At 68.3% G+C, this 25,268-nt stretch carries 21 protein-coding genes; 9 read left to right on the forward strand and 12 right to left on the reverse strand.

All coding sequences use genetic code 11. The annotated features are described in order from the left end of the window. Positions 1-107: 107 nt before the first annotated feature. The 4 genes from ACQP2E_RS37545 to ACQP2E_RS37560 form a co-directional block, all read right to left on the reverse strand. On the reverse strand, positions 108-725 hold the full coding sequence (locus ACQP2E_RS37545) for a DUF305 domain-containing protein (protein ID WP_433827673.1): 618 nt from the start codon (positions 723-725) through the stop codon (positions 108-110). Next, positions 722-1,600 carry a lytic polysaccharide monooxygenase gene (locus ACQP2E_RS37550; protein WP_433827674.1) on the reverse strand — a complete coding sequence of 293 codons (879 nt, stop codon included), beginning with the start codon at positions 1,598-1,600 and terminating at the stop codon, positions 722-724. Before ACQP2E_RS37550 ends, ACQP2E_RS37545 begins: the two co-directional genes overlap by 4 nt. 90 nt (positions 1,601-1,690) lie before the next feature. Then, entirely contained in the window at positions 1,691-3,010 is a 1,320-nt protein-coding gene (locus ACQP2E_RS37555; protein WP_433827675.1) for a HAMP domain-containing protein, read from the reverse strand. Between the two features lie 10 nt (positions 3,011-3,020). After that, positions 3,021-3,707, reverse strand: coding sequence for a response regulator transcription factor (locus ACQP2E_RS37560; protein WP_111654219.1), 687 nt, complete (start codon positions 3,705-3,707; stop codon positions 3,021-3,023). Between the two features lie 28 nt (positions 3,708-3,735). Here ACQP2E_RS37560 and ACQP2E_RS37565 point away from each other — a divergent pair, with 28 nt between their 5' ends. From ACQP2E_RS37565 to ACQP2E_RS37575, 3 genes are all read left to right on the forward strand, one after another. Continuing rightward, positions 3,736-4,377 carry a DNA mismatch repair protein MutL gene (locus ACQP2E_RS37565; protein ID WP_433827676.1) on the forward strand — a complete coding sequence of 214 codons (642 nt, stop codon included), beginning with the start codon at positions 3,736-3,738 and terminating at the stop codon, positions 4,375-4,377. Positions 4,378-4,484: 107 nt separating this feature from the next. Next, positions 4,485-6,446 (forward strand): M4 family metallopeptidase, encoded by a 1,962-nt coding sequence (locus ACQP2E_RS37570; RefSeq protein ID WP_433827677.1) that lies wholly within the window; start codon positions 4,485-4,487, stop codon positions 6,444-6,446. A 136-nt stretch (positions 6,447-6,582) separates the two neighbouring features. Next, a complete protein-coding gene (locus ACQP2E_RS37575; RefSeq protein ID WP_433834246.1) occupies positions 6,583-7,194 on the forward strand; it encodes a biotin transporter BioY in 612 nt (203 codons plus the stop codon). Between the two features lie 131 nt (positions 7,195-7,325). On the opposite strand, the gene ACQP2E_RS37580 is transcribed toward ACQP2E_RS37575, so the two are convergent. Continuing rightward, entirely contained in the window at positions 7,326-7,697 is a 372-nt protein-coding gene (locus ACQP2E_RS37580; RefSeq protein ID WP_433827678.1) for a hypothetical protein, read from the reverse strand. Positions 7,698-7,917: 220 nt separating this feature from the next. On the opposite strand from ACQP2E_RS37580, the gene ACQP2E_RS37585 reads away from it, so the two are divergent. Then, complete coding sequence (locus ACQP2E_RS37585) at positions 7,918-8,253, forward strand: ArsR/SmtB family transcription factor (protein WP_433827679.1); 336 nt, start codon at positions 7,918-7,920, stop codon at positions 8,251-8,253. Here the strand turns inward: ACQP2E_RS37585 and ACQP2E_RS37590 are convergent. Beyond that, complete coding sequence (locus tag ACQP2E_RS37590) at positions 8,250-9,119, reverse strand: NAD(P)-dependent oxidoreductase (RefSeq protein WP_433827680.1); 870 nt, start codon at positions 9,117-9,119, stop codon at positions 8,250-8,252. The two genes, ACQP2E_RS37585 and ACQP2E_RS37590, sit on opposite strands and share 4 nt — an antisense overlap. A gap of 1,313 nt (positions 9,120-10,432) precedes the next feature. On the opposite strand from ACQP2E_RS37590, the gene ACQP2E_RS37595 reads away from it, so the two are divergent. Beyond that, complete coding sequence (locus ACQP2E_RS37595; RefSeq protein ID WP_433827681.1) at positions 10,433-11,356, forward strand: sulfotransferase; 924 nt, start codon at positions 10,433-10,435, stop codon at positions 11,354-11,356. Here the strand turns inward: ACQP2E_RS37595 and mgrA are convergent. From mgrA to ACQP2E_RS37620, 5 genes are all read right to left on the reverse strand, one after another. Beyond that, positions 11,342-12,319 (reverse strand): L-glyceraldehyde 3-phosphate reductase, encoded by a 978-nt coding sequence (gene mgrA / locus ACQP2E_RS37600; protein WP_433834248.1) that lies wholly within the window; start codon positions 12,317-12,319, stop codon positions 11,342-11,344. The two genes, ACQP2E_RS37595 and mgrA, sit on opposite strands and share 15 nt — an antisense overlap. A gap of 51 nt (positions 12,320-12,370) precedes the next feature. After that, positions 12,371-13,141 carry a hypothetical protein gene (locus ACQP2E_RS37605; protein ID WP_433827682.1) on the reverse strand — a complete coding sequence of 257 codons (771 nt, stop codon included), beginning with the start codon at positions 13,139-13,141 and terminating at the stop codon, positions 12,371-12,373. A 66-nt stretch (positions 13,142-13,207) separates the two neighbouring features. Next, the gene (locus ACQP2E_RS37610; protein ID WP_433827683.1) at positions 13,208-14,044 is read right to left on the reverse strand and encodes a sugar phosphate isomerase/epimerase family protein; all 837 of its coding nucleotides are present in this window, start codon (positions 14,042-14,044) and stop codon (positions 13,208-13,210) included. Continuing rightward, complete coding sequence (locus ACQP2E_RS37615) at positions 14,041-15,183, reverse strand: dihydrodipicolinate synthase family protein (protein ID WP_433827684.1); 1,143 nt, start codon at positions 15,181-15,183, stop codon at positions 14,041-14,043. Before ACQP2E_RS37615 ends, ACQP2E_RS37610 begins: the two co-directional genes overlap by 4 nt. Before the next feature lies 1 nt (position 15,184). Then, positions 15,185-16,333 (reverse strand): Gfo/Idh/MocA family protein, encoded by a 1,149-nt coding sequence (locus ACQP2E_RS37620; RefSeq protein ID WP_433827685.1) that lies wholly within the window; start codon positions 16,331-16,333, stop codon positions 15,185-15,187. Positions 16,334-16,632: 299 nt separating this feature from the next. Here ACQP2E_RS37620 and ACQP2E_RS37625 point away from each other — a divergent pair, with 299 nt between their 5' ends. Both ACQP2E_RS37625 and ACQP2E_RS37630 read left to right on the forward strand, forming a co-directional pair. After that, a complete protein-coding gene (locus ACQP2E_RS37625) occupies positions 16,633-18,438 on the forward strand; it encodes an Lcl domain-containing protein (protein ID WP_433827686.1) in 1,806 nt (601 codons plus the stop codon). Positions 18,439-18,559: 121 nt separating this feature from the next. Next, positions 18,560-20,218 carry a pectate lyase family protein gene (locus ACQP2E_RS37630; RefSeq protein ID WP_433827687.1) on the forward strand — a complete coding sequence of 553 codons (1,659 nt, stop codon included), beginning with the start codon at positions 18,560-18,562 and terminating at the stop codon, positions 20,216-20,218. Here ACQP2E_RS37630 and ACQP2E_RS37635 read toward each other — a convergent pair. Further along, positions 20,187-21,290 carry a threonine aldolase family protein gene (locus tag ACQP2E_RS37635; RefSeq protein ID WP_433827688.1) on the reverse strand — a complete coding sequence of 368 codons (1,104 nt, stop codon included), beginning with the start codon at positions 21,288-21,290 and terminating at the stop codon, positions 20,187-20,189. The two genes, ACQP2E_RS37630 and ACQP2E_RS37635, sit on opposite strands and share 32 nt — an antisense overlap. 59 nt (positions 21,291-21,349) lie before the next feature. Here ACQP2E_RS37635 and ACQP2E_RS37640 point away from each other — a divergent pair, with 59 nt between their 5' ends. Together ACQP2E_RS37640 and ACQP2E_RS37645 are read left to right on the forward strand one after the other, a co-directional pair. Further along, positions 21,350-24,712, forward strand: coding sequence for a DUF4132 domain-containing protein (locus tag ACQP2E_RS37640; protein ID WP_433827689.1), 3,363 nt, complete (start codon positions 21,350-21,352; stop codon positions 24,710-24,712). 171 nt (positions 24,713-24,883) lie between these two features. Next, positions 24,884-25,120 carry a hypothetical protein gene (locus ACQP2E_RS37645; RefSeq protein ID WP_433827690.1) on the forward strand — a complete coding sequence of 79 codons (237 nt, stop codon included), beginning with the start codon at positions 24,884-24,886 and terminating at the stop codon, positions 25,118-25,120. The last annotated feature ends 148 nt before the right edge of the window (positions 25,121-25,268 follow it).

The raw sequence follows: 25,268 nt of genomic DNA on the forward strand, positions 1-25,268 counted from the left end.
CCAACGCACGCAACCTATGCCCGGAAATGCCCGGCAAATGGGGAAACAGAGCGGCCCGCCGTTCCCCGGGCGGGCCGCTCTGTTTCCTAAGTGCTGAAGAAAGAACGTCAGCTGTTGAGCAGCTTCAGCATCTGCTGTACCTGGTCGGCACGGGACTGCTTGACCCGCTCCGCATAGGCCCGAGCCTGCTCGTTGCTGCCCTTGTCCAACTCCAGCGCGGCGAACTCGACCGCGTTGTGCTGGTGCGCGAGGAAGAGGTTGAGGAAGGCGGTCTCGAAGTCCGCCTTCTTGACCGTCTTCAGCGACGCGATCTCCTCGTCACCGGTGCTGGGCAGGCCACCGTGGTCGGCGTGCAGGCTCTGCCGCTCGTCGAGCTTGGTGGGCTTGTCCCATTCGGTGAGCCAGTTCTTCATCATCTCCAGCTCGTCGTTCTGGGTGAGCTCCACGGCCTTGGCCATGTCGATGACGTCCTGGCGCTTCGCCCGGTCGATGGCGATCTCCACCATCTGCTGGCCCTGCTCCTGGTTGTCCACAAGCATCTGCAGGAACATCACGTCGGTGTCGTTGAAGGTCGACCCGGCGGTGATCTCAGCGACCGTCTTGACGTTCTGCGTCGTGGCGGACTGCGTCTTACCGGAAGCCACCGGCTCCTTGGAGACCGCGGTACCGCACGCGCCGAGCAGGAACGGCGCGGTCAGAGCGAGAGCTACGAGCCGGCGCTTCACAGCGGGAGCCAGAGAGCGAGCGTGAAGATCGACGGCTCCCAGCTGCGGATCGACGAGTGGGCCTGGCGGCACTTGTACTTCACGCCCTGGTAGGTCACCACGTCATTGATCTTGTAGGACACGCCCGGCGCCCACTCGGTCCCGTTCGCCGGCGCGGAGGTCGCCGTCTTCGTGGGGGTCGCGGTTGCCGTCGCAGTCGCGGTCGCCGTCGCCGTCGGAGCCGCGGTGGTCGGCGCGGTCGTGGCCGGGGCGGTCGTGGCCGGGGCGGTCGTGGCCGGGGCGGTCGTGGCCGGGGCGGTCGTCGGGGAAGAGGTCGGCGCGGTGGTGGTCGGCGAACTGGTGGGCGTCGTCGAGGATCCGCCGCCACCGATGTTCAAGTCCACGCAGCTGTAGAAGGCGTTCGTAGTATCCCCGATGTTCCACACGGCGAGAACCGTGTGGTTGCCGGAGAACTTGCTCAGGTCCACCGTGTGCGACACCGTCGCCGCGGGGATCGCGTTGTTGTCGTTGAACGTGGCGACCTCGGTACCGTCGACCGAGTACACCCAGGTAGCGGTCCGGTGCCGGGCGGTCAGAACCCAGTTGAAGGTGACCGAGCTCCCGACGCTCTTGGCCGGCCAGGCCTTTGATTCGTCGTTGAGCTCCGCGAAGTTCGCGTTTCCACCGTTGCATTGCGATGACCCCTTCGGAGCCTCGACACTCTGCGGCTCGAACTGAATCGCGCCACAGCCCGTGACCGTTCCCGCGGCGCAGTTCGCCTGGCGGCTCGGGGGCGAGGAGACGTATCCGTGTGCCAGGGCCGGTGACGCGACAGCGACGGTCGAAGCAGCGACCATCCCGAGGGTAGCCAGCGGGTAGGCGATCTTCCTGCGCATGTCAGCTCTCCGAACATTTCGACCTGGCGGTTACGAGCCAGAACGTTAGGGAGTGCCGCCATAACGGATCCTTAAAGCGACCGAAAATCCTTACGAAACCGCGCGACGACGCCGCCGAGGCTGAGGTTCGGGCTCTTCGGGGGCGGCGTGGAGCAGGAGCCCGACGCGGGCGCCGCCCAGCGGGCTGCGGTCGATGACCAATTGCCCGCGCACAGTTTCCGCCGCACGGCGAACGATGTCCAGGCCCAGTCCGGTAGATCCGGCGCCGCTGAATCCGCGTTTCACCGCGTTCTCCGGATCCGGGATTCCGGGGCCGGCGTCGTCGACGAGCAGACCGCTGCTGGAGACGATGACGCGGAACGCGACACCGTCCGGCGTGTGCGAGAAGACGTTGCCGAGCATCGCGTCGACCACCAGGATCACATCGCTGCGCGACATCGGCACCATGACCGGCTCGTGCCCGCCGACCACTTCCCACGGCCGTTCCTGGTCCTCGGCCAGCACCGACCAGAACGCCAGCCGGTCGGCGAGCATCTCGACCAGGTCGCATTCCTCGGTGCCACGAGCTTCGACACTGCCCAGCCGGGCACCCGTGATGATCGCTTCGAGTTCCTCGTCGAGCAGGTCACAGGCCTGCTGCATCCGCTCCGCGATCGGCCCGGGCGGCATCGCTTCGACATCGAGGCGCAGGCCTGTCAGAGGCGTACGCAATCGGTGTGAAAGGTCTGCGGCCAGCTCGCGTTCGCGATCCAGAAGCCGGCGCAGATCATCGGCCATCGTGTTGAAGTCCCGGGCCGCGTCGCGCAGCTCGCGCGGCCCGGTCGGGGTGATCCGCTCGTTCAGTTCGCCGCCGCCGAGGCGGCGAGTGGCAGCAGCGAGTTGCCGGGTGGATTTGACCAGCTGGCTGCCGAGCCGGTCGGCGAGCAGCACCGAGCCGCCGACCAGGACGATCGCGAGTCCACCCAGGGCGAGCCACGCCGACGAGACCCCACGCCGGGTCTCCTCCTCCGGCACAAAGACCTCGACCACGACGGTACGGCCGTCGGTGAGCACCGTGGGCTGCAGGTACGCGATCCCGCCCGGTGCCTCGGCGGTGGCCGACCGGCGTTCCCGCGCGGCCCGGCTGACCGTCGCGTCGGTGAGGTGCGTGACGCCGATCGGGTCCAGCTCGGGCAGATGGATAGCCAGTCGTCCGGCACTACCGGCCGCAGTGCTGGCCACCGCGTTGGTGAGTTCGGTCAGATCGCTGTTCACGCCGAGCACTGTCACCATCGAGGTGGCCTGCTGACGTGCGTCGGAAATCGCTCGGTCGTACGCAATCTGCCTGGTCGCGACCGCGAGCGGAACCAAGAATGCCAGGGCGACCATCGACGTGATCGCCAGCGCCAGGCGGTTGAGGGCCCACCTCACCGTGTTCTCCTCATTGGGGATCGACCATCATGACGCCGACTCCTCGGACGGTGTGCAGGAAGCGCGGCTTCGCGGCGGTCTCACCCAGCTTGCGGCGCAGCCACGAGATGTGGACGTCGATGGTCTGCTCCTCGCCGATCCGCGCCTGCTGCCAGACCTGGTTCATCAGCTCACGCCGGCTGATCACCTGGCCCACCCGCTCGGCAAGGTACGCGAGAACGTCGAACTCCCGCCGGGTCAGCTGCAACGGCTCACCACGCAGCTCGACCCGCCGCTGCCGAGGCTTGATCACCAGTTCCCCGACGGTGATCGCGTTCGGCTGCTGCTGCTCGATCGTGCGCGCCCGGCGCAGCACCGCCGAGATCCGGGCCAGGATGTGCCCGCCGGAGAACGGCTTCGTCACGTAGTCGTCGGCGCCGGCCGACAGCAGTGCGATGATGTCCGCCTCGGACCGCCGCGCGGTGGCGACGATCACAGGAACATCAGAGACCGTACGCATCATCCGCAGCGCGTCCGTGCCGTCGATGTCAGGCAGCCCGAGGTCGAGAATCACCAGGTCAGGACGCTCCTGGGTGACGATCCGCAACGCCTGGGCAGCCTGACCGACCGGGCGCACCACATGCCCGGCATCGGTCAGCGCACGGGTCAGCGCAGCCGTGATGATGCGGTCGTCCTCGACCAACAGGATCATCGCCATGGCGTAAACCATAGGGCCAGGTGAGAGGATGCCGTTCGTGCGATCTACGAGGTGGGTGCCGATAGCCGGGTGGTGTCTTGCCACCGCGACCAGCATCGTGCTTTCCTCCTTCGCACTCTCTCCGGTTCTGAACGCGGCGAAGACCGACGTGGGAGCGTTACCGGATCTGGGACAGGTGCCTGCGGCCGAAGTGGCGGTTACCACAACGACCGAAGCACCGTCACCGACAGCGACCGAACCCTCGCTTCCGGAGGACGACGAATCAGCCGCCGCCTCGGCGACGCCGAGCCGGACATCCCGTAAGCCGACCTCGAAACCGGCCACCGCGGACCCGACCGCTCCCGCCACGACCAAGCCGACGGCGGCCGCCACCACGACCCGGCCGACGACCACGACCGAGGACGGCTGGACAGTCACCACCAGCGACGACGGCGTGAAGACGTACGTGAAGACGTTCACCACCGACGGCGGCCGCGCGGTCATCAAGATGATCAGCGACGGCACGGTGTACCTGGTGACGGCGACGCCGGCGGACGGTTACACCGTCCAGAAGAACGGTTCCGACGTCAACCTCGCTGTCTATTTCAACGAGACCGGCCACAGCTTCATCATTCACGCGCAGTGGTTCAACGGCGCGCCGTTCGTGGAGGTCAGCGAAGTCGGCGAATGAACGACGAGGGTTTTCCCTGATTCGGTGAAGTTCATCGATGCTTAGCGTCTGCGTCAACTTATCCCACGCCTGCCCGGACACCCCACGGGCGGTAAGGAGCACGCAGCGTGAAATCCCGTACCCCTGTCGTCATCGCCGTGACTGCCGCGACCGCGGCCGCCTCGGCGATGGTTTGGGTCACCGGCCCGGCGACCGCCCAGCCGGTGAGCCCGTCCGCAGCGGCCGAGACAGCAGCCGATTCCGCCGCCGACCTGGTTGCCGCCCAGCCTGCCACCCTGCAGGCCAGCGATGGCGAGGCCTACGTGCAACGTCCGGTGATCTCCACCGACAAACTCCAGTACGTGCCTTACGAGCGCACCTACAAGGGACTGAACGTGATCGGCGGCGACTTCGTCGTCGTCACCGACCACGCCGGCAACACCAAGTACACCTCGGTGGCGCAGAGCAGCCCGATCGGCGACCTCGCGGTCACGCCGAAGCTGACTGCCGCGGAGTCCCTCAAGATCGCCAAGAGTGAGCTGAAGACGGTGAAAGACGTCGAGAGCACCAAGCTCGTCGTCGTCACCACGACCGGTGACCCCGCACTGGCCTGGGAATCCACCATCAACGGTACGGGTGACGAGGGCGTCAGCCGGCTCACCGTCGACGTGGACGCGGCCACCGGCTCGGTCCTTCGCACGTACGAGCACGTGATGGACGTGGCCGGCACCGGCAACGGCTGGATCACCGGTTCGGTCGGCCTGGACACCACGCTGTCCGGCTCCACCTACAGCCTGCGTGACCCGTCGATCACGACCCTGAGCTGCCAGGATGCGTCGACCAACACGGTCTTCAGCGGCACCGACAACGCCTGGGGCAACGGCACCGGCACGGCCAAGGAGACCGGCTGCGTCGACGCCTTCTACTCGGCACAGAAGGAAAAGGGCATGCTGTCCAGCTGGCTGGGCCGTACCGGCTTCACCAGCAGTGGCGGCGCCTGGCCGATCCGGGTCGGTCTGAACGACCAGAACGCGTACTACGACGGCACCCAGATCCAGATCGGCAAGAACACCGCCGGTCAGTGGATCGCGTCCCCCGACGTGGTGGGCCACGAGGTCGGTCACGGCATCGACGACAACACCCCGGGCGGCATTTCCGGCAACGGCACCCAGGAGTTCGTCGGCGACGTCTTCGGTGCGGCCACCGAGGCGTTCGCGAACAACCCCAACGACCCGCCGGACTACCAGGTCGGCGAAGAGGTCAACCTGGTCGGCAGCGGCCCGATCCGGTACATGTACAACCCGTCGCTCGCCGGTGACGACAACTGCTACTCCAGCAGCACCCCGACCCAGGAGGTGCACGCCGCGGCCGGCCCCGGCAACCACTGGTTCTACCTGCTCGCCGAGGGCACCAACCCGACGAACGGCCAGCCCGCCAGCACCCGGTGCAGCGGCACCGGCGCGCTCACCGGCATCGGCATCCAGACCGCCACCAAGATCATGTACAACGCGATGCTGATGAAGACGTCCAGCTCGTCGTACCTGAAGTACCGCACCTGGACGCTGACCGCGGCGAAGGCCCTTGACACCACCTGTGGGCTGTTCAACAAGACGAAGGCCGCCTGGGACGCGGTGAGCGTTCCGGCGCAGACCGCCGACCCGACGTGCACCACGACGACGACCTCACCGAGCCCCTCGACGACTGTCTCGCCGAGCCCGACCACCTCGACGAGCACGCCGCCGGCCTCCTGCACCGGCACCAACGCGACCGACGTGTCCATTCCGGACGCCGGCGCCGCGGTCTACAGCAACATCACGCTCAGCTGTGCCCGCAACGCCTCGGCCACCTCGACGGTTGCGGTCAACATCGTTCACACGTACCGGGGTGACCTGCGGGTCGACCTGGTCGCGCCGGACGGTACGACCTACAACCTGAAGGCCACCTCCAGCTCGGACAGCGCGGACAACGTGAACACCACGTACACCGTGAACGTCTCCAGCGAGGCGGCGAACGGCATCTGGCGACTCAAGGCCCAGGATGTGTACTCGACTGACACCGGGTACATCAATACCTGGACGCTGACGGTCTGACCTGGACGGGCCGCCGGGTGCAAACCCGGCGGCCCCACAGGATCACCACAACATCACATTCGCACCCGGGCCCCTGCCGTTCCGAACGGCACGGGCTTACAGTGCGATCAAGATCTAGGTAGTGGAAGGACACGCGGTGGCGTACGGCATGGTGGTACCCGGTCGGCCTACAGGCGTTCTGGCTGATGTCTGGGGCCGCTCCGTCGTCCGCGACATGGTTCTCGTCCTCGGTGCCGCGAGCGCCGTCGGCCTGGCCGCACAGATCTCCATCCCGGTGCCCGGTTCGCCGGTCCCGATCACCGGCCAGACGTTCGCCGTGGTCCTCGCCGGCGCCGCGCTGGGCGCCTCTCGCGGCGCGGTGAGCATGCTGATTTACGCGATTGCCGGCGCGGCCGGCGTTCCCTGGTTCGCCGGCGGCACCGCGGGCTGGCCCGCCGCGACCGGTGGTTACCTGATCGGCTTCGTCCTCGCCGCCGCCCTCGCCGGTCAGCTGGCAGCACTCGGAGCGGACCGCCGCCCGGTGCACACCGTCGGCCTGATGGCTGCCGGTAACGCGCTGATCTATTTGATCGGGGTGCCCTGGCTCGCCTTCGCTACGGGCATGGGCCTCGCCGCCGCCCTCAGTGCCGGGCTCATTCCGTACCTGATCGGCGACGTGCTGAAGACGCTCCTGGCCGCAGCCCTGCTCCCGGGCGCCTGGAATTTGGTCGGAAGGCGCGCCAGCGCCGCACCCGACCGGCGCTTCTGACCCTTGCGCGGCGAAACCCACAGGCTGTGCACACAGGCTGTGGATAACTCGAACTGATGTTCGAATAGCCTGACCGACGTGCGGCGGAGTGGCGGAATCAGCACTGAGACCACCATCCGCCTCGTCGACCGTCAGATATCGAGGTTCTCCTCGATCCGCTTGAGCTGGTGCCGGGCCAGCGCCAGATTGGCGCGGTCCTTGTTCAGCGCGAGGTACAGGAACAGCCCCTGACCGGATCGGCCGGTCAACGGCCTGAGCAGGTGGTACTGCGAGTCCAGGGTCACCAGGATGTCCTCGACGTTTTCGCGCAGGCCGAGCATCTCCATCGTGCGCAGCTTCGCGCGGATCACCTCGGTGTTCACGGCCGCGGCCACTCCGAGGTCGAAATCCTTGCCCCCTCCGGCGATGCCCAGCGCCATCCCGCTGCCGCGGTCGACGAGTGCGGCCCCGATGGCGCCGTCGACCTGCATCGCGTCCTTGAGGGCTACGTCCATGTCCGGCATCTCAAGTCCTCCCACGTCCTTTGGTCTGACCGACACTGAGGGACGCGAGACGTATTCGATCGCACACAATGTCCGCTTCGGACAGACGGGCCCGTGAAAATGTCCATGTCGTCGAACGAGCGAGTTGCACATTTCTGCAACTCCGAAACTGCGAAAGAGCCGTAACCGGTCCGCGCCTGCCACGTTGTGCCCACGCGGGGTCTATGCGGAGGGACGCGACGTGTCAGTGCCGCTGTACCAGGCGAAGGCCGAGATGTTCCGTACCCTCGGCCATCCGGTGCGGATCCGGGTGCTCGAACTCCTCCAGGACGGCGCGAAACCGGTCCGCGACCTGCTCGCCGAAATCGACGTGGAAGCCTCGAACCTCTCGCAGCAACTCGCGGTCCTGCGCCGGGCCGGCATCGTGACGTCATTCCGCGACGGCGCCCTGGTGATGTACGCCCTCAGCACCCCGGACGTCGCCGACCTGCTGGCGGCAGGCCGGCGCATCCTCGGCGCGGTACTCACCGATCGCGACGGACTCCTGGTGGAGTTACGCGCTCACCGGAACACCTAGAAACTGGCGTAGTACGACGCGGCCATGTCCTCGTCACCGTGCCCCAGCTCAGCCGCTCGGCGGAACCGTTCCGCGCCGGCTTCGGCCACGTCCAGGCGTACCCCATGATCTCGGCCGGCATCGACGATGAGCCGCGCGTCCTTCTCGGCGGTGACCACCGCGAAGCTCGCAGGCGAAAGCCTGCCCTGAAGAATCGCGTCGCCCTTGGCGCGCAGATAACCCATGTCCAGCGGACCGCCGCTGATCAGACCGAAGAAGTCCTCCGGGTCGACGCCGAGCCCTTTCGCGAGTGCCAGCGCCTCACCGATGCCGTGCGTAGCCGCCAGCACCCAGCTGTTGGCGACCAGCTTCAGCCGCGTCGAGGATCCGGCCGAACCGTCCTCCCCGGTCCAGACGGTACGCGCGCCGACCGCCTGGAAAACCGGCTCCACCGCGATCCGATGCTCTGTGGGCCCGGCCGCGAGAACGGTGAGTTGCCCCGCCTCAGCTGGCTGCCGGGTACCGAGCACCGGCGCGTCGAAGAACACCACCCCTTGCTCTCCGGCAAACCTCGCCAGCTCCGCGACCGCCCCGAGGCTCGCCGTGGTCGACTGCACCCAGGAGGCCCCGGCCTGCAAACCCGGTGCCGCCTGCCGCATCACGTCGGCCACCGCGTCACCGTCATAGAGCATGGTCAGCACGACGTCAGCCTCACTCACCGCGTCAGCCGGGCTCGCGGCCAGATGCGCGCCGTCCTTTTCCAGCGGCGCGGCCTTGTCGGGGCTGCGGTTCCAGACGTGTACTGCATGTCCAGCTTTGACCAGGTTGCGGGCCATCGCGGCCCCCATGATCCCGGTGCCAAGAACACCAACAGTGAGTCCACTCATGCCCCCATCCTCTCCAACACCTCCCTTGGGTACGCCCAACACCCACGGCCGGCAGCAGACCATGCCCGCATCAGACGGGCAGGCCCCCGGGCAGCGGGTGACGGGCGGGCCGCCCAGGCAGCGGGTGACGAGCGGGCCGGCCCGCTTGCTGAGAGGGGGCAGCCCTGGCAGAGAGAGTGACGCGGTTGACCTTGTGAGTTTGTGGCTGCCGCGGCGGCGCAAACTCACAAGATCCGCGAACCGCGACAGCTCGGCAGCGCTCCACCCACCCGCCCACCGCGATCTTGTGAGCTTGTGGCCGGCACAACGGCACAAGTTCACAAGATCGCCCGGTTCCCCCGCGGTCCGCCCGGCCATCAGTCGTGGCCGCGCGCCCGCGCGCCCGCGCACCCGCGCACCCGCGCACCCGCGCACCCGCGCACCCGCCGGCAGCCAACCATGCCCGCATCAGGGGAGGACCGCCGCCGGGCAGAGAGGGTGGCGGGCGGCCCGGCTGCTGAGGCGGGCGGCCCGGCTGCTGAGGGAGGGGCGGGCAGCCCCGGCCGCTGAAAGGCGGGCAGCCCCGGCCGCTGGGAGAGGGTGGCCAGGGGGCGCTGGGAAATGGTGGCCAGGGCGCTGCGAGAGGCGGCCGGGGCGCGAGACGAGCCCGGGGCGCGCGAGTGCGGGCGTGACGACGACAGGCGGGTCTGCGGTCCGAACGCGAATGCACGAGTTTGCGGGACGGCCGTCCGTGGCATGTCGGTTTCGTAGGTTTGGCGTGCGTTTGTGGTGACGCTCGGCCACCACGGCAGGTTGGCGTGCCGGATCTTGGAGACTCGTGGGCTATGCCCTACTGGTCTCCAAGGTTCGGCCAAGGCGGTGGTTCACCGTTTCGACCGGTGAATGCGGTGCTTCACCGTTTCGGCGTGGTGGACGCGGTGCTTCACCGATCTTGTGGAGTTCGGCGAGCCGTTCGCGTGTAACTCCGCAAGATCGGCCAGGCTTGTTCGATCTTGTGGAGTTGTGCGGACACGTCTGCGGGGAAGTCCACAAGATCCACGCGGATCGGCTCGGCGCGGCTCGGCTCGGCGCGGCACGGCACGGCACGGCACGGCACGGCACGGCTCGGAGCGGCTCGGAGCGGCGCGGCTCGGCGCGACACAGCTCGGGGCGGGCCGACCGGGCGAGGCCGGGTCGACGGCCGGGCGGGTCGGCGGCCGGGCGGGTCGGCGGCCGGGCGGGTCGGCGAGGTGGGTGCGGCTTGGGAAGGTTTCAAATGTTGCGGACAGGGTTGGCTCAGGGTGGGGCCAGGGTCGGGGCCGAGGATCCGCCGCATGGTGAAGGTGCTGTACATCGTGGGCTGGGGTCGCAGCGGTACGACGATTGTCGACAACGTGCTCAACTCGTACCCGTCGGTCTTCTCCACCGGTGAGCTGTTCTATCTGTGGCGGCGTGGCCTTCTGCAGAAGCGCAAGTGCGGGTGTGGGGCACGGTTCGCCGCCTGTGCGCTGTGGCGGGAGATTCTCGACGTCGCCTACGGTGACCGGCAGCCCGACCCGAAGGCCGTCGACGAAATGCAGAAGCGGATCACTCGGGTACGGCACACCCCGTCGCTGCTGAGCGGACCGCTCTCGGACGAGGCTGAGGAGTACCGGCGGCTGCTGACCCGGCTCTATCACGCGATCGCCGAGGTCACCGGGGCGAAACTGATCGTGGACTCGTCGAAGGTGCCGTCCGGGGCGGCGCTGCTGCCGAGGATGCGGGGCGTTGAGCCGTACCTCCTGCACATGGTGCGGGATCCGCGGGCGGTGACGCATTCCTGGATGCGGGCCACGCCGCAGCTCGATCGGCCCAAGCCGCAGCTGATGCAGCAGCATCGGCCCGCCGACAGCACCATGCATTGGCTGGTCTGGAACGCGTTCGCCGAGCGGCTGTCCCGGGCCTATCCGAACCGGCACCGGCTGCTGCGGTACGAGGACTTCGCGGCCGCGCCGAGGGACGGTATCGAGAGCCTGCTGGAGTTCACCGGAACTGAAACCCAGCACGACACCGGACCGTTCCTCGACGGGTCGACCGTGCGGCTCGAACGGAACCACACGGTCTCCGGCAATCCGAGCCGATTCCGTACCGGTGAGGTCGCCCTTCGGGCTGACGACCGGTGGCGAGCGGACCAGCCGATCGGTCCCCGGCTCGCGGTGACCGCGCTGGCCCTGCCCATGCTGCACCGGTACGGATACAGCGTGTCAGTAGCCGCTTGACCTGGCCCACAGGTTGATCCCGGACTCGGTGGCGTACTCGTCGATCTCGGCCAAATCCGAAGAACTGAACGAGGCGAAGTCGAGGGCTGCCACGTTCGCCTCCAGCTGCGCGACACTGCTCGCGCCGAGGACCGTCGAGGTCATCCGCGGGTCGCGCAGCACCCAGGCGATCGCCATCTGCGCGAGGGTCTGGCCTCGTCGCTGGGCGATCGTGTTGAGTGCACGGACCTTGCCGAGGTTTTCCTCGGTCAGCCAGTCGGCGTGGAACGAGCCACGGGCGGGCTTGTTCGAGCCGTCCAGGTAACGGTCGGTGAGCAGGCCCTGTGCCAGCGGGGAGAACGCGATGCAGCCGGCGCCGTCGCGTTCCAGGGTGTCGAGCAGGTCGTCCTCGATCCAGCGGTTCAGCATCGAGTACGACGGCTGGTGGATCAGCAGCGGTGTGCCCAGGTCACGCAGGATCGCCGCGGCCTCGGCGGTCTTGGCGCCCGAGTACGACGAGATGCCCACGTACAGCGCTTTTCCGGCTCGGACGGCCGCGTCCAGGGCGCCCATTGTCTCTTCGAGCGGGGTTTCCGGGTCGAAGCGGTGCGAGTAGAAGATATCTACATAGTCCAGTTTCATCCGCTTCAGCGACTGATCCAGGGACGCGGTGAGATATTTGCGGGAACCCCACTCGCCGTACGGGCCGGGCCACATGTCGTAACCGGCCTTCGTGGAGATGATCAGCTCGTCGCGGTGGGCGGCGAAGTCCGAGGCCAGGACACGACCGAAGTTGGCCTCGGCCGAACCGTACGGCGGGCCGTAGTTGTTGGCCAGGTCGAAGTGGGTGATCCCGAGGTCGAAGGCGCGGCGCAGGATGGCCCGCTGGGTGTCCAGCGGACGGTCGTCGCCGAAGTTGTGCCAGAGGCCCAGCGAGACGGCCGGCAGTTTCAGGCCGCTTCGCCCGGAGCGGCGGTATTCCATGGTGTCGTAACGGGTCACCTGACGAGTTCATCAGATGAAGCGACCGGATGCTCACCGGACACGAGACCACCCCGCCCGTAGTCGCGCGAGCAGAGCAACCGCTCGCTTAGGGCGTACCAAAGCTGGTTGAGCAACGGGGACCGGCGGCGAGGCCGCGGGCCGCACCTGGCGCAACCGATCCGCGAAGGCCGCCATCGTGTCGACCGAGGGCGCCGGCGTGAGCGTCTCGTCGAGAAGCTGGGTCAGACCGGGCCAGGATTTGATGATCCGGTCGTCACCGTCCGGCCAGTGGCTGCCGGTGAGCGCGCGGAACAGCAGCGCCGCGAGGTTTGTCACGTCGTCACGAGGCGTCGCGTTGCTTCGCAGGGCGAAATCGTGCACGAGCGGGGCCCCGGCCGAAGTGATCAGGACGTGCGAGGCGCGCAAGCGACCGTGCGTCATCGACGTGTGTGCCGCAGCCAGCGCATCGGCAAGCGTGATGACCAGATCGATCGCATCGGCCGGGGCGGGCGGGTCATCGCGCAGGACCTCTTCGAAGGTGCGGCCCTCGATCAGGTCCAGCGCGAGCCACGGCCGGCCGGTGGCGGTGATTCCACCGGAACGCGCCGGGACGATCCCCGGATGGCGGCCGAGGCTGACGGCGGTGGCGCAGTACTCGGCGAAGGCGGCCTCCTCGGCCCGCCCGCGAGCGAACCGGTGATAAAGCCGCAGAACGACCGCCTTGGCGGCCCGCTCGTCCCAGGCTCGATAGAGATCGGCTTCGGCGCCGGTGCTGATCCGCTGCAAGCCGGTGTAACCGGCCGGGGTGTCGATCCCCGCCACCCTCGCACCCCCCGATGTCTCGGAATCAAGATCTCACCGGACCGGGCGGCGCCGGGCAACCTGTTCCTAGCCACCAAAAAGCGTAGCTTCGGAGGATGGCCTTCGACGAATTTCCTGCTGAGCACAGGCGGCCGTGGACAACGACAGGATCTCCCGGCCCGGACGCTGCCAGAGCTCCTCGTTCATGACCTCGACCTCGATCGGGCCGGTGTACCCGGCCTTCTCCACGGCGGCGTCGAACGCCGCGATGTCGACACAACCCTGGCCGGGCAGGCCGCGCCCGGTCAGCACGCCCGCCGGCAGCGGGGTGATCCAGTCGGCCAGCTGGTAGATCGCGATCCGGTCACCAGCCTGCTCGATCTTGTCGAGGACCGTGTCGTCCCACCACAGGTGATAGGTGTCGACAGTGACACCTACCTGGTCGGCGGGGAAAGCTGAGGCGATCGCCACGGCCTGGTCCCAGGTGTTGATCACGCAGCGGTCGGCGGCGTACATCGGGTGCAGGGGTTCGATCGCGAGAGTGACGCCGGCCGCGGCGGCATGCGGCACGAGCTGGGCGATCGCGTCGGCGACGTGCTGGCGGGCGCCTTTTATGTCTTTTGACCCGCTGGGAAGGCCTCCGGAAACGAGCACCAGAACGCCGGTGCCCAGAGCCGCCGCCTCGTCGATCGCGCGGCGGTTGTCGTCGAACCAGTCCGGCTCCTGGAAGAAGCCGCTGCGGCACAGCGTCGTGACTTCGAGCCCGGCATCCCGGACCAGGGCGGCGACGCGCTCAAGACCGTATTCGGCCACCGGCTCGCGCCACAGCGCCACCTTGTCGACATCCGCCTCGACCAGGCCTTTGACCAGGTCGACCAGGTCCCAGTGCTTCGCGGTGATCTGATTGAAGGAGAACCGGCTCATCCCACCGCCACCTTGAAGAAGCTGTTGGCCCGCGCGGCCGCGAGCTCCGGGTCGCCGATCAGGCCGGCCGCGTCGGCCAGCTCGATCAGCTTGGCGAAGTGCGGCACCGACCGGCCCGACTGAAGACCGCCGACCATGGTGAAGTGGTCCTGGTGACCGGCGAGCCAGGCCAGGAAGACGATGCCGGTCTTGTAGTAGAACGTCGGCTTTTCGAAGATGTGCCGGGAGAGCGGGACGGTCGGGGCGAAGATCCGGTCGTACTCGGCCAGGTCGCCTCGGTCCAGCGCGGCCAGCGCGGCGGACGCGGCCGGGGCGATCGCCGCGAAGATGCCGAGCAGCGCGTCGGAGTAACCCCGCTCGTCGCCGCGGATCAGGTCCGGATAGTTGAAGTCGTCGCCGGTGTAGAGGCGGACACCCTCGGGCAGCCGCCGCCGCAACCGGATCTCGTGGTCGGCATCGAGCAGCGAGATCTTGACGCCGTCCACTTTGGCCGGATTTCCGGCGATCAACTGAAGGACTGTTTCGGTGGCTTTGTCGACATCGGCCGAGCCCCAGTAGCCTTCGAGCGCCGGATCGAACGCGGTGCCGAGCCAGTGCAGCACGACCGGCTTATCGGATTTTTCCAGCAGGTCGCGATAAATGCCGAGATAGTCGTCGGCATCCCTCGCGACCGCCGCCAGATGGCGGCTGCACATCAACACCGGCACGGCGCCGGCTTCTGCCACATCACCCAACTGCCTTTGGTACGCGTAACGCACCTGCTCCAGCGTCGCCTGCCCCGGAGCCAAGTCGTCAGTGGCGACGCCGGCCACGATCTTCCCGCCGACACTGCGAGCCTCAGCCGCGCTACGCCGGATGAGTTCCCTGGTCGCGGCGTAATCGAGGCCCATGCCCCGCTGAGCGGTGTCCATCGCCTCGGCCACACCCAGACCGTGCTGCCACAGGTGATGGCGGAACTTCAGCGTGGTGTCCCAGTCGACGACAGCCGGTGCGCCGGGCGCGTTCCCGGCTCTCGGGTCGGCGACGACGTGCGCGGCTGCGTACGCAATGCGGCTTTCGATTAAATTTTTGGAATTTTCCCAGGCGGGGTGGCTTCTTAACACCAATTTCCGGCCGTCGGGCAGGTTAACCGTGGCCATGTCAGGCGCTTCCCAGCTCGATGCGGCGGCCCTCGCTCGCTGACTGAAGACCCGCCTCGGCCAGCCGCACGCCCCGGGCGCCGGACTCGAAGTCCCAGTGGAACTCCTCGCCGGCCACCACGTGCCGCAGGAACGCTTCCCACTGGACCTTGAATCCGTTGTCGAACTCGTCGTTGTCCGGCACCTCGGACCACTGGTCGCGGAACGACTCGGTGACCGGCAGGTCCGGGTTCCAGACCGGTTTCGGCGTGGTGGCCCGGTGCTGGATCCGGCAGCCGCGCAGACCGGCGACGGCACTGCCCTCGACGCCGTCCACCTGGAACTCGACAAGCTCGTCGCGGTAGACGCGGACCGCCCAGGACGAGTTGAGCTGTGCGACGATCCCGCCTTCCAGCTCGAAGATCGCGTACGCGGCGTCGTCGGCGTCGGCCTGGTACGTTTCGCCGCGCTCGTCGACCCGGCTCTCGATGTGCGTGACCGTTGTGCACTGCACCGCACGGACCGCGCCGAAGAGTTCTTCGAGGACGTAGTTCCAGTGCGGGAACATGTCCATCACGATGCCGCCGCCGTCGGCCAGCCGGTAATTCCACGAGGGGCGTTGTGCGGTCTGCCAGTCACCTTCGAAGACCCAGTAGCCGAACTCTCCGCGTACCGAAAGGATCTTGCCGAAGAAGCCGCCATCGATCAGCCGCTTGAGTTTGCGCAGGCCGGGCAGGAAGAGTTTGTCCTGCACCACGCCGCTGCGGATGCCGGCGGCGGCGGCCAGCTCGGCGAGCTCCTCGGCGGCGCCCGAGCTCTCCGCGAGAGGCTTCTCGGTGTAGATGTGCTTGCCGGCCGCGATGGCCTGCCGGATCGCCTTCTCCCGCTGGGCCGTCACCTGCGCGTCGAAATAGATCTCCACATCCGGCCGGGACAGCGCGGCGTCGAGGTCGGTGGTCCACTCGGTCAGGCCGTGCCGGGCCGCGATCGAGGCGAGTTTGTCCGGGTCGCGGCCGACCAGGGTCAGCTCGGGCCAGATGTGCCCACCGCCGGCCAGCGGCACGCCGCCCTGCTCACGGATGGCGAGGAGGGATCGCACCAGGTGCTGGCGATATCCCATCCGGCCGGTGACACCGTTGATGACGATCCCGATCGATCTGCGCGCTGCCATGCGGGGGTTCCCTTCGAGGACGGGGAGGAAAGCGCTTTCCTGCTGCTCGTAGCGTAGGCCGCCAGTCCCGTCCGGTACAAGGCCTCGTTCCCGGGCCGGCCGGGGTCTTCATTCTTCTAATTGACGCGAGAAGCCAATGGCGGAAATGATTCTTTCCGTTGACGGGGGCGCGTTTCCGCTGGTGAAGCGGTTCTCAGAAAAAGTGATATGTGTGCGGCGCCATTATGACCGCGCGTTGACAGGCGCTGTTCGGGATATTTAATCTCGGTCCGCTTTTCCATCCACGTCTGGAGGCGGCGATGAGCAGGATCGGCGATCTCGTCGCTGCGGCGCAGAGCGGCGACCGGAGGGCGCGGGAGGAGTTCGCGCGCGCCTACCTGCCGCTCGTCTACAACGTGGTGGGCCGGGCGCTCGGCGGGCACCCGGACTTCGAGGACGTGGTTCAGGAGACGATGCTGCTGGTCCTGCGGGATCTGCCGGCACTGCGGCAGCCGCAGAGTGTGCGGGCCTGGGTTCTGGCGATCGCCATGCACCAGATCGGCGTGCACCGGCAGCGGGCCGAGAGCGCGGCCGCTCATATGGCGGTGGTTCCCGCGGTGCCCGGGCGGGCTTCGTCCGACTTCGAGGAGCTGGCGATCCTGCGGCTGCGGCTCACCGGGGAGCGCCGGCAGGTGGCTGAGGCGAGCCGGTGGCTTGATGACGAGGACCGGGTGGTACTCGCGCTCTGGTGGCAGGAGGCCGCCGGTGAACTGAGCCGGGCCGAGGTGGCGGGCGCGCTGGAGACGACGGTTGCCTATGCGGCGGTACGGATCCAGCGGATGCGTGGGCAGCTTGATCGCAGTCGTGCGCTGGTCGCGGCGCTGGAGAGCCGGCCGCGCTGTGCCGAGCTGGAGGCTGTTGTCGCGGCGTGGGATGGGCAACCCAGTCCACTGTGGCGCAAGCGGATCGATCGGCACGTGCGGGATTGCCGGATGTGTGCTGGCAGGTCTGCTGGGGAGGTCGCGGTGGAGCGGCTTCTCGTCGGGTGTGCGTTGCTGCCGGTGCCAGCCGCGGTGACGGCAGCGGTGGGTGCCGCCACCCCCAAAAGCACTGGCTCCACTCCAGCCTTTGTGGGGATCGCGGCCACGGCTTTGGTTGCCGTGGTGGTGGGCACTTATGCGTACGTCTCGAAGCCGGAACGGCCGGAACCGGCCGCTCAGAGTGCCGTTGTGGCACCCAGCGTGAGTGTCGTTGATTCACCAAGCGCTTCGAAGAAGATCGCGCCCAGCAAGATTGAGAAACCCAGCGCGAGCCCGACGCCGACGGCGCCGACGGCGCTGGCGAGCCGCTGGGCGAGCTGGCCGGTGCCCGGCCCGGCACGAAAAGCGAGCTACAAAAATCTGGGAAACGGCACGGTTCGTGACAACGTCACCGGACTGGAGTGGCAGCGCGAGGCCGCGGCGAAGACCTATACGTTCACCCAGGCCAAGTCCTATTGCGATGGGCTCGGTACCGACGGCGGCGGATGGCATCTGCCAACCCGGATCGAGCTCACCTCGATCGTCGACCACTCCCGTTCCGCTCCGGCGATCGACACGAAGGCGTTCCCTGGCACGCCGGCTCAGTTCTTCTGGACCGCCACGCCCTGGGCGGTGACCAAGACGCCGCTGCGCGCCTGGATCATCAACTTCTACGAGGGTCTGGCCAGTAACGGAGCGTTCCAGGACGGTTCGTTCCAGGTCCGATGTGTACGCTCAGTGACCGGCACCGGCAAGCCCGCCTATCAGATCTCCGGCGGACAGGTGACCGACCCGCAGACCGGGCTTATCTGGCGACGGGCCACCTCGAAGGAGATGTCCGCGACCGAGGCGACAGCGTTCTGCGACGGCCTCGGCGACGGCTGGCGCCTGCCGACCGTGCGGGAGCTGTCCACCACTGTCGACGACTCGCGGGTCGCGCCGGCGATCAGCACGAAGGCGTTCCCGGACACGCCGAAATTCGGCTGGTACTGGACCTCGGACAAGGCCGATCCGGAACCGGGCAAGCGGTGGGCGCTCAACTACGACGACGGCTACACGAACTACCGCAAGATCGAGAGCGGATTCGCACGCTGCGTACGGCAGTGAGCGGCGTCACATAAGCGGCGGCGCAACCAATTCACCGTCCCGGACCACCTCTGGACTGTCCGGGGCGCCCCCACGCCCCCTCATCCCCGCCGCGGTACGGCGCGGGACCGAAAGGGAGCACATGAAGAAGCGGAACATCTACATCGCAGCCGGGATGGCCGCGGTGGTGACCGGAATCGGCGCGCTCGCGACGGTCTCGTTCGCCGGCACCGAAGCCGCCACGGCCGCGGGTTTCAGCGACGACTTCGCGGACGGCGACACCGCGGGCTGGAGCAAGTCGGGTGGCACCTGGGCCGTCACCGGTGCGGCGCTGCGACAGACCAAGACCGGCGCGACGCTCTCCCGGCAGTTCGCCGGGCTGACCGACTGGGCCGACTACACCGTTTCGGCGAAGGTGCAGCCGCTGTCCGTGGCGGCCGGCGGGTACGCCGCCCTCGTGGCACGTTCCACCAGCTCGACCAGCTTCTACCGGCTGGCGCTGACCGGCGCGAACAAGGTGCGACTGGAGTCGGTCAAGTCGGGCAACGCCACGGTTCTGAGCGAGGCGGCGCTGACCGTTTCGGCCAGCAGCTCGTACACCCTGGGCCTGACCGTCAAAGGGAACACACTCACCGGATCGGTGAACGGGGCTTCGATCCTGACCGCTTCGGCGTCGACGTTCGGCACCGGACGGATCGGGCTGCAGACGTACAACGCGACCGCGTCGTTCGACGATGTGAGCGTGAAGACGACAGTGGCGTCTCCCACCACCTCGGCCGCGGCTTCTTCCCCGGCGGCTTCTTCCCCGGCCGCGACCGCGACCGCGTCGCCCACAAAGACCGCGACCGCGTCGCCTACAAAGACCGCCAGCGCGTCGCCGACGGCGACCGCGTCATCGTCGCCTTCGGCCGCCACCGGGAAGTTCGAGACCAGCCCGATCGGGTTCGGCGCGGGCACGACCGGCGGCGCCGGCGGCTCGACCGTGAAGATCACCTCGCTGGACCAGCTGATCACTGAGGCCGCCTCCGACGGCGCCAAGATCCTGCAGATCTCCACGATCCTCACGGGCAGCGGCACCGACCAGGTCGTCGTCTCCTCGAACAAGACCCTCGTGGGCGTCGGCTCGAACGCGGGTCTGACCGGTGCCGGCATCTACATCAAGAAGGCCGACAATGTCATCGTCCGCAACCTGAAGATCTCGTTCGCGCAGGCGCCGGTCGACCTGATCGCCGCGCAGAAGTCCACCAAGATCTGGATCGACCACAACGAGCTCTTCAACGACACGAGCCACGACAAGGACTTCTACGACGGCATGGTCGACCTGACCCACGCCACCGACCTTGTCACGGTCTCCTGGAACTACCTGCACGACCACTCGAAGGGCTCGCTGCTCGGCCACAGCGACAGCAACGCCGCCGAGGACACCGGCAAGCTGCACGTCACGTACGCCCACAACTGGTTCGACAACGTGGCCTCCCGGCTGCCGCGCCTGCGCTTCGGCACCGTGCACCTTTACAACAACCTCTTCACCAACGCGAAGACCAGCGGCATCCACTGCCTGATGGAGTCGCAGTGCCTGGTGCAGAACAACGTGTTCGTCAACGTGAAGCTGCCGGTCTGGACGACCGAGGACTCCGATCTGGACGGTTTCGCCGTCATCTCCGGCAACGACTTCGGTGGTGAGGCGCCGGTGATCACCCAGACCGGCACGTTCACCTCGGCGCCGTACTCGGTGACCCTGGATGCCACCTCCTCGGTGTCCGCGCTGGTCAAGGCCGGTGCAGGAGCCGGCAAGATCTGAGCAGTCGCTCACCCGCATCAATGACGTCGGCGGCGGTCCACTCCAGGGCCGCCGCCGCGATCGTCATCTCGGTCATCGCGACATCCGGCACCGGCGTGTCCTGCCCGACTCCGCAAAACCAGATCGACTCCTTCGCAGCGAGTTCACTCACGGCCGCGTTCAAAACCCTTGCCGGGTACGGGATAAAAAGCCGGAACTGATGCGTATGCGGCGGTTCGGGCTGCACCCGGACACCTGGCAACGCAGTGAGCGCGTCGGCGACGACCCGGGCGTGCCGTACGTAATCCGGGATCCGCGGCAGTTCCCGGTCGAGCCCCGCGAGGGCGGTCAGCACTGCCGGCCACTGCTGGAAGATGTTGCCGCCGTGCCGGTGGCGCCAGGCTCGCGCGTACCGGGCCAGGTCGGCGGTGCCGGCCAGCGCAGCGCCGCTGATCCCGCCCAGCGTCTTGTAGAACGAGACGTAGACGCTGTCGGCCTGCTCCGCGATCTCGACGAGCGACCGGCCCAGATAGGGCGTCGACTCCCAGATCCGGGCGCCGTCGAAGTGCACCCGGGCGCCGATGTTCACCGCCTCCTCGCAGGCCTCGGTCAGCTCGTCCCAGGTCGGCAGCGTGAAGCCGGCGTCGCGTAACGGCAGCTCGAAGACGACAGTACCGACCCGCTCGTCCAGCTCGGCGAGGTCGGCGGCGGTCGGGTTGCGGGGTGCGGTCGTCGAGGTGACGGCTCGCAGTCCGGTCAGGCTCGCGTACGCGTCCCGCTCGTGAACCAGCTGGTGGCCGAGCGGATGCAGGGCCACCGCGTCGGATTCGGTGGCGCCGTACCGCAGCGCGACCTGCTGAGCCATCGTCCCGGTGGGAAACCAGACGGCCGCCTCGGTGCCGAGCAGGTTCGCCACCCGCTGTTCGAGGACTGTCACCGGGCCGTCGCCGTAGAAGTCCGGCAGTTCGTCCAGGTCAGCGCCGGCTGACAGATCGGTCAGCCGCTCCCGCATGGTCGCTGGGCGTACGCCGGAAAGGATCCGATCGCAGGCTCGCATGACCGTCTGGCGGTGGCGCATCGAGTTTTCCGGCATCGCCGGATGGTCGCAGACCGTTCCCGGTTTTGTCGTACCGTCTCGCTAACGTGCCGGCCATGGAAACCCTCCCCGAGCCCTGGCACCGGCATCGGCATCCGCGTCGCGGCAGCGCCGGGGTGACCCCTTTCGTCCCCGACGCGAAAGCTCGCGCCGTGGTCCAGGAGGAGATCGGCCGCCGCCCCGGCCTGGTCAACAAGATCCTCGCCGCGCCGACCACCGAAAAGTCGACGGCCCTCGCCGCGCGCGCCTGGATCGAGAGCAAGCCCGGTGCGTCGCCGCTCGGTGCCGCGGCGGTCGCGGCGATCACCGCGCTGGGCAACTTCTCGCCCCGGCCACAGCTCGCCACCTGGGCCGATCTGCTGATCGCCTCGCACGGTCTGAGTTTCGCCGCCGAAACCGCCGTCATCCTGAACGCGTTGATCATCATCGACGACGGCCCAGGGCGTGACGACCTTGGCGTGCGGCACCTGCGCTCCGGCGAAAACCGGCAGGGCTGGCAGATCGACACCCCGCTGCTGGTTCTGCTGCGCGTGCGCCGTGCGCTCGCCACGGCGAGCGACGCCCAGCACGACGCGGTGGTCCAGGCCCTGCTTCCCTACCGGTCCTTCCATGCGTACGCACGAGCGGCCACCTCCATCCTCGCCCCGTCCCGGCATGACTGGGTGGAGCAGGACGTGCTGGCCGCGGTGGCCGACTCCGACTCGTACCGCGCTGCCGCCCTGACCACCGCGGTCGCGACCGGCACGCAGCTGGACGCGCTCGTCCTGGTCGCCAACACCTGGACCGTGGTCGGCTCCACGGCCATGATCGCCACGATCGTCGACGGCGTCGGCCCGGCCGCCGCGCCGGCGCTCTTCCATTGGTTCGACGAGGGCTACGGCAACGTCGACGTGCAGAAACGCCTGCTCGCCACCCTCGCCTCCCTCCCCGGCGACGACGCGATGCGTGGGCTGATCGCCAGGGTCGACGCGAAATACGTGGGGGCCACGCTGACCGACGCCGCCGCGGACAACCCGGCGCGGGCCCTGCGGCTCTTCGCCGAGGGCGCGGCGAAACAGCAGGTCGCCGACCTCCTGCGCGGCCACGTGCTGACCCACCCCGAGCTGATCGACGAGGTGGTGCCAAGCCTCGACCCGGCCGCTGCCGAGCAGATTCGGCGAATCGCCGACGAGTCGCGTTCGCTGGTGACCGCCCCGGCCTCGGCAATCCCGCCGATCCTGGTCAACCCACCCTGGCTGATCCGCTCCAAGCCCGCTCGGCCGGTCGTGATCAGTGGCCTGACCTGCGCCGACCCAGCCGCCGCACGCTGGCTTCCGGGCGAGCGCGATCAGTGGGCCGACCCGGCCGGTCTGCCCCGAGCCTTCACGTCGAAACTGTCCTGGATCCAGGTCGCCGAACGGCTGCTGACCGGCCGCGGTCAGTGGAGCGAGGCGGCCGGCTTCTTCACCCGCGCACCCACGATCGTCGCCCGCCCGATCATGCGGCAGTGGCGTCCGCAACATGGCTGGGAGGCCGGTCCGTGGATGCGAGTCGCCGCCGCCCGATTCGAGGTCGACGCCCTGCCGTCCCTGCTCCACCTGGCCAGGCACGGTTCGGCCGACACGGCGGCGCTGCTCATGCCATTCACGTCACCCGAGGTCGCCACGGTGATGGCCGACTGGCTGGCCCGGCTCAAGAGCCTGCGCCGCCCCGCACTCGCCTGGCTGCTCCGGCACCCGGCCGAGGCCGCGGCCGCCCTGATCCCGGCCGCGCTGGGCAAGGCCGGCCCGGCTCGCCGCCAGGCCGAGGGTGCGCTTCTCGCCCTGCACACGCACGGCCTGGGCGAGACGGTCCAGACTGCCGCACATCGGTACGGGCGAGACGCCGCCGCCGCGATCGAAACTCTGCTCACCACCGACCCGCTCGCCGTGCTGCCTGCGAAAATGCCGCCGCTCCCGGGCTGGGCCGTGCCCGGTCTGCTCCCGCCGGTGCGTTTGCGGGACGGCTCCGGCGCGCTGCCGCCCGAGTCGATCGGTCACCTCGTGACGATTCTGGCGCTGTCCAAGCTCGACAGTGCGTACCCAGGCCTGGAGATCGTCAAGGACGCGTGCGACCCGGGTGACCTCGCCGAGTTCGCCTGGGGTGCCTTCCACCGCTGGCAGTCGGCCGGCGCCGAGTCGAGGGAGAACTGGGCACTCGACGCACTGGGCCTGCTCGGCAACGACGAGACCGTCCGCCGCCTCACCCCGCTGATCCTGGCCTGGCCCGGCGACGGCGGCCATCAGAAAGCGGTCACCGGTGTCACCGTGCTCTCCACCATCGGCACCGACGTGGCCCTCATGCACCTGCACGGCATCTCCCAGCGAGCCAAGTTCAAGGGGTTGAAAGCGGCCGCACAGACCCGGATGGCCGAGGTGGCGGAAACACTCGGGCTGACCACCGAGCAACTGGCCGACCGGCTGGTCCCCGACTTTGGCCTGGCCCCGGACGGCAGCCTGCGACTCGACTACGGCCCCCGGCAGTTCGTCGTCGGCTTCGACGAGCAGCTCCGCCCGTTCGCAGCGGACACGAGCGGCAAACGACTCAAAACACTGCCCAAGCCGGGCACCCGGGACGACCCGGACCTCGCCCCGGCCGCGTGGAAACAATTCGCCGCGCTGAAAAAGGACGTCCGCACCATCGCGACCGATCAGGTACGCCGCCTCGAACAGGCAATGGTCCACGGCCGCCGCTGGACACTCCTCGAATTCCAGCAGTTCTTCGTCGAGCACCCCCTGGTCTGGCACATCGCCCGCCGCCTGGTCTGGCGGCTCGACGCGGTGCGGGCTCCCCGGCTCGACTCGGGGCAGGCTCCGCAGCTCGACTCGGGGACTGCTTCCCGGCCCGACTCGGGCACTGCTTTCCGGATCGCCGAGGACCGCACGTTCTCCACGGTCGCCGACGATCCGCTGATCCCGCCCGAGCACAGTGTTGTCGGGGTGGCGCATCCATTGCACCTTGGCGACTCGCTGAGCGCCTGGGCCGAACTCTTCGACGACTACGAGATCATCCAGCCGTTCCCGCAGCTCAACAGGCCGACCTTCAGCGTGGAGGCGGCCGGCGAGGTGCTGTCCCGGGTCCAGGGATCCACCCTCCCGACAACAAAGGTGCTGGGCCTGGAACGCCGCGGCTGGCGTCGCGAGCAACCCCAGGACGCCGGCATGCAGAGCCGCATGGAGCTGCCGATCGCCCCGGGTCTGGAGTTCGCACTGGACATCGACCCCGGCATAGCGATCGGCTCAGTCGACTATTTCCCGGAGCAAAAGGTGACAGGCGCCTACCTGCACGACGGCACCGGCTCCCGCTGGCGCCACAACACCGAGGGCGAGGTCCCGTTCTCCACCCTGGACGCTGTGACGACATCCGAGCTGCTACGCGACCTGACCGACCTGACAACCTGACCACCCGCCCGTAACGCTTGGCGCGGCCACCGCCCTCAGCCGCCCGACCACCAGAGCGCCGCACGCGCTGCTGTCAGTAAGCAGTCGCTCACCCCCCCAACCGCGATCTGTAGCGCTTTCACAGACGGAGTTCGATCCATAGCCGCTCGCTGATGTCCACCACGGTCTTGCATGCCGATTTCCTTGACCCGCATCGCGCATCGCGCATCGCGCATCGCGCATCGCGCATCGCGCATCGCGCATCGCGCATCGCAGGATTCAACAAGATCGACGGCCGAGGCAGCGGTCGAGCGAGCGGTCGAGCGAGCGGTCGAGCGGCGCGCCGGCTGTCGAGCGCCGGACCTGCCGGGTCGGTGGCGGCTGACTTTCTTCAATCTTGTCGAGTTTCCCGAACACGCTGCTGCTTAGGTCCGCAAGATCGACGAAGACTTCCCGATCTTGTGGTCTTCCCCGCAAACGGTTCGGAAAAGTCCACAAGATCCGGAGCGGAGGGCGCGCGGCGGCGGGCGGTTGGCGGCGGGCGGCGGGCGGGCGGCGGGTGGGGGGGGTGGCGGGC

Source organism: Actinoplanes sp. CA-015351 (assembly GCF_050955685.1).
Lineage (GTDB): Bacteria > Actinomycetota > Actinomycetes > Mycobacteriales > Micromonosporaceae > Actinoplanes.

Bases quoted from the DNA above. Each gene is read 5' to 3' on its own strand.
- mgrA (WP_433834248.1), bottom strand. From the start codon at position 12,319: ATGGAATACCGCCGCTCCGGGCGAAGCGGCCTGAAACTGCCGGCCGTC.
- ACQP2E_RS37615 (WP_433827684.1), bottom strand. From the start codon at position 15,183: ATGGCCACGGTTAACCTGCCCGACGGCCGGAAATTGGTGTTAAGAAGC.
- ACQP2E_RS37580 (WP_433827678.1), bottom strand. From the start codon at position 7,697: ATGCCGGACATGGACGTAGCCCTCAAGGACGCGATGCAGGTCGACGGC.
- ACQP2E_RS37565 (WP_433827676.1), top strand. From the start codon at position 3,736: ATGCCGTTCGTGCGATCTACGAGGTGGGTGCCGATAGCCGGGTGGTGT.
- ACQP2E_RS37630 (WP_433827687.1), top strand. From the start codon at position 18,560: ATGAAGAAGCGGAACATCTACATCGCAGCCGGGATGGCCGCGGTGGTG.
- ACQP2E_RS37560 (WP_111654219.1), bottom strand. From the start codon at position 3,707: ATGGCGATGATCCTGTTGGTCGAGGACGACCGCATCATCACGGCTGCG.
- ACQP2E_RS37590 (WP_433827680.1), bottom strand. From the start codon at position 9,119: ATGAGTGGACTCACTGTTGGTGTTCTTGGCACCGGGATCATGGGGGCC.
- ACQP2E_RS37645 (WP_433827690.1), top strand. From the start codon at position 24,884: ATGCCGATTTCCTTGACCCGCATCGCGCATCGCGCATCGCGCATCGCG.
- ACQP2E_RS37610 (WP_433827683.1), bottom strand. From the start codon at position 14,044: ATGAGCCGGTTCTCCTTCAATCAGATCACCGCGAAGCACTGGGACCTG.
- ACQP2E_RS37635 (WP_433827688.1), bottom strand. From the start codon at position 21,290: ATGCCGGAAAACTCGATGCGCCACCGCCAGACGGTCATGCGAGCCTGC.
- ACQP2E_RS37620 (WP_433827685.1), bottom strand. From the start codon at position 16,333: ATGGCAGCGCGCAGATCGATCGGGATCGTCATCAACGGTGTCACCGGC.
- ACQP2E_RS37550 (WP_433827674.1), bottom strand. From the start codon at position 1,600: ATGCGCAGGAAGATCGCCTACCCGCTGGCTACCCTCGGGATGGTCGCT.
- ACQP2E_RS37640 (WP_433827689.1), top strand. From the start codon at position 21,350: ATGGAAACCCTCCCCGAGCCCTGGCACCGGCATCGGCATCCGCGTCGC.
- ACQP2E_RS37595 (WP_433827681.1), top strand. From the start codon at position 10,433: ATGGTGAAGGTGCTGTACATCGTGGGCTGGGGTCGCAGCGGTACGACG.
- ACQP2E_RS37625 (WP_433827686.1), top strand. From the start codon at position 16,633: ATGAGCAGGATCGGCGATCTCGTCGCTGCGGCGCAGAGCGGCGACCGG.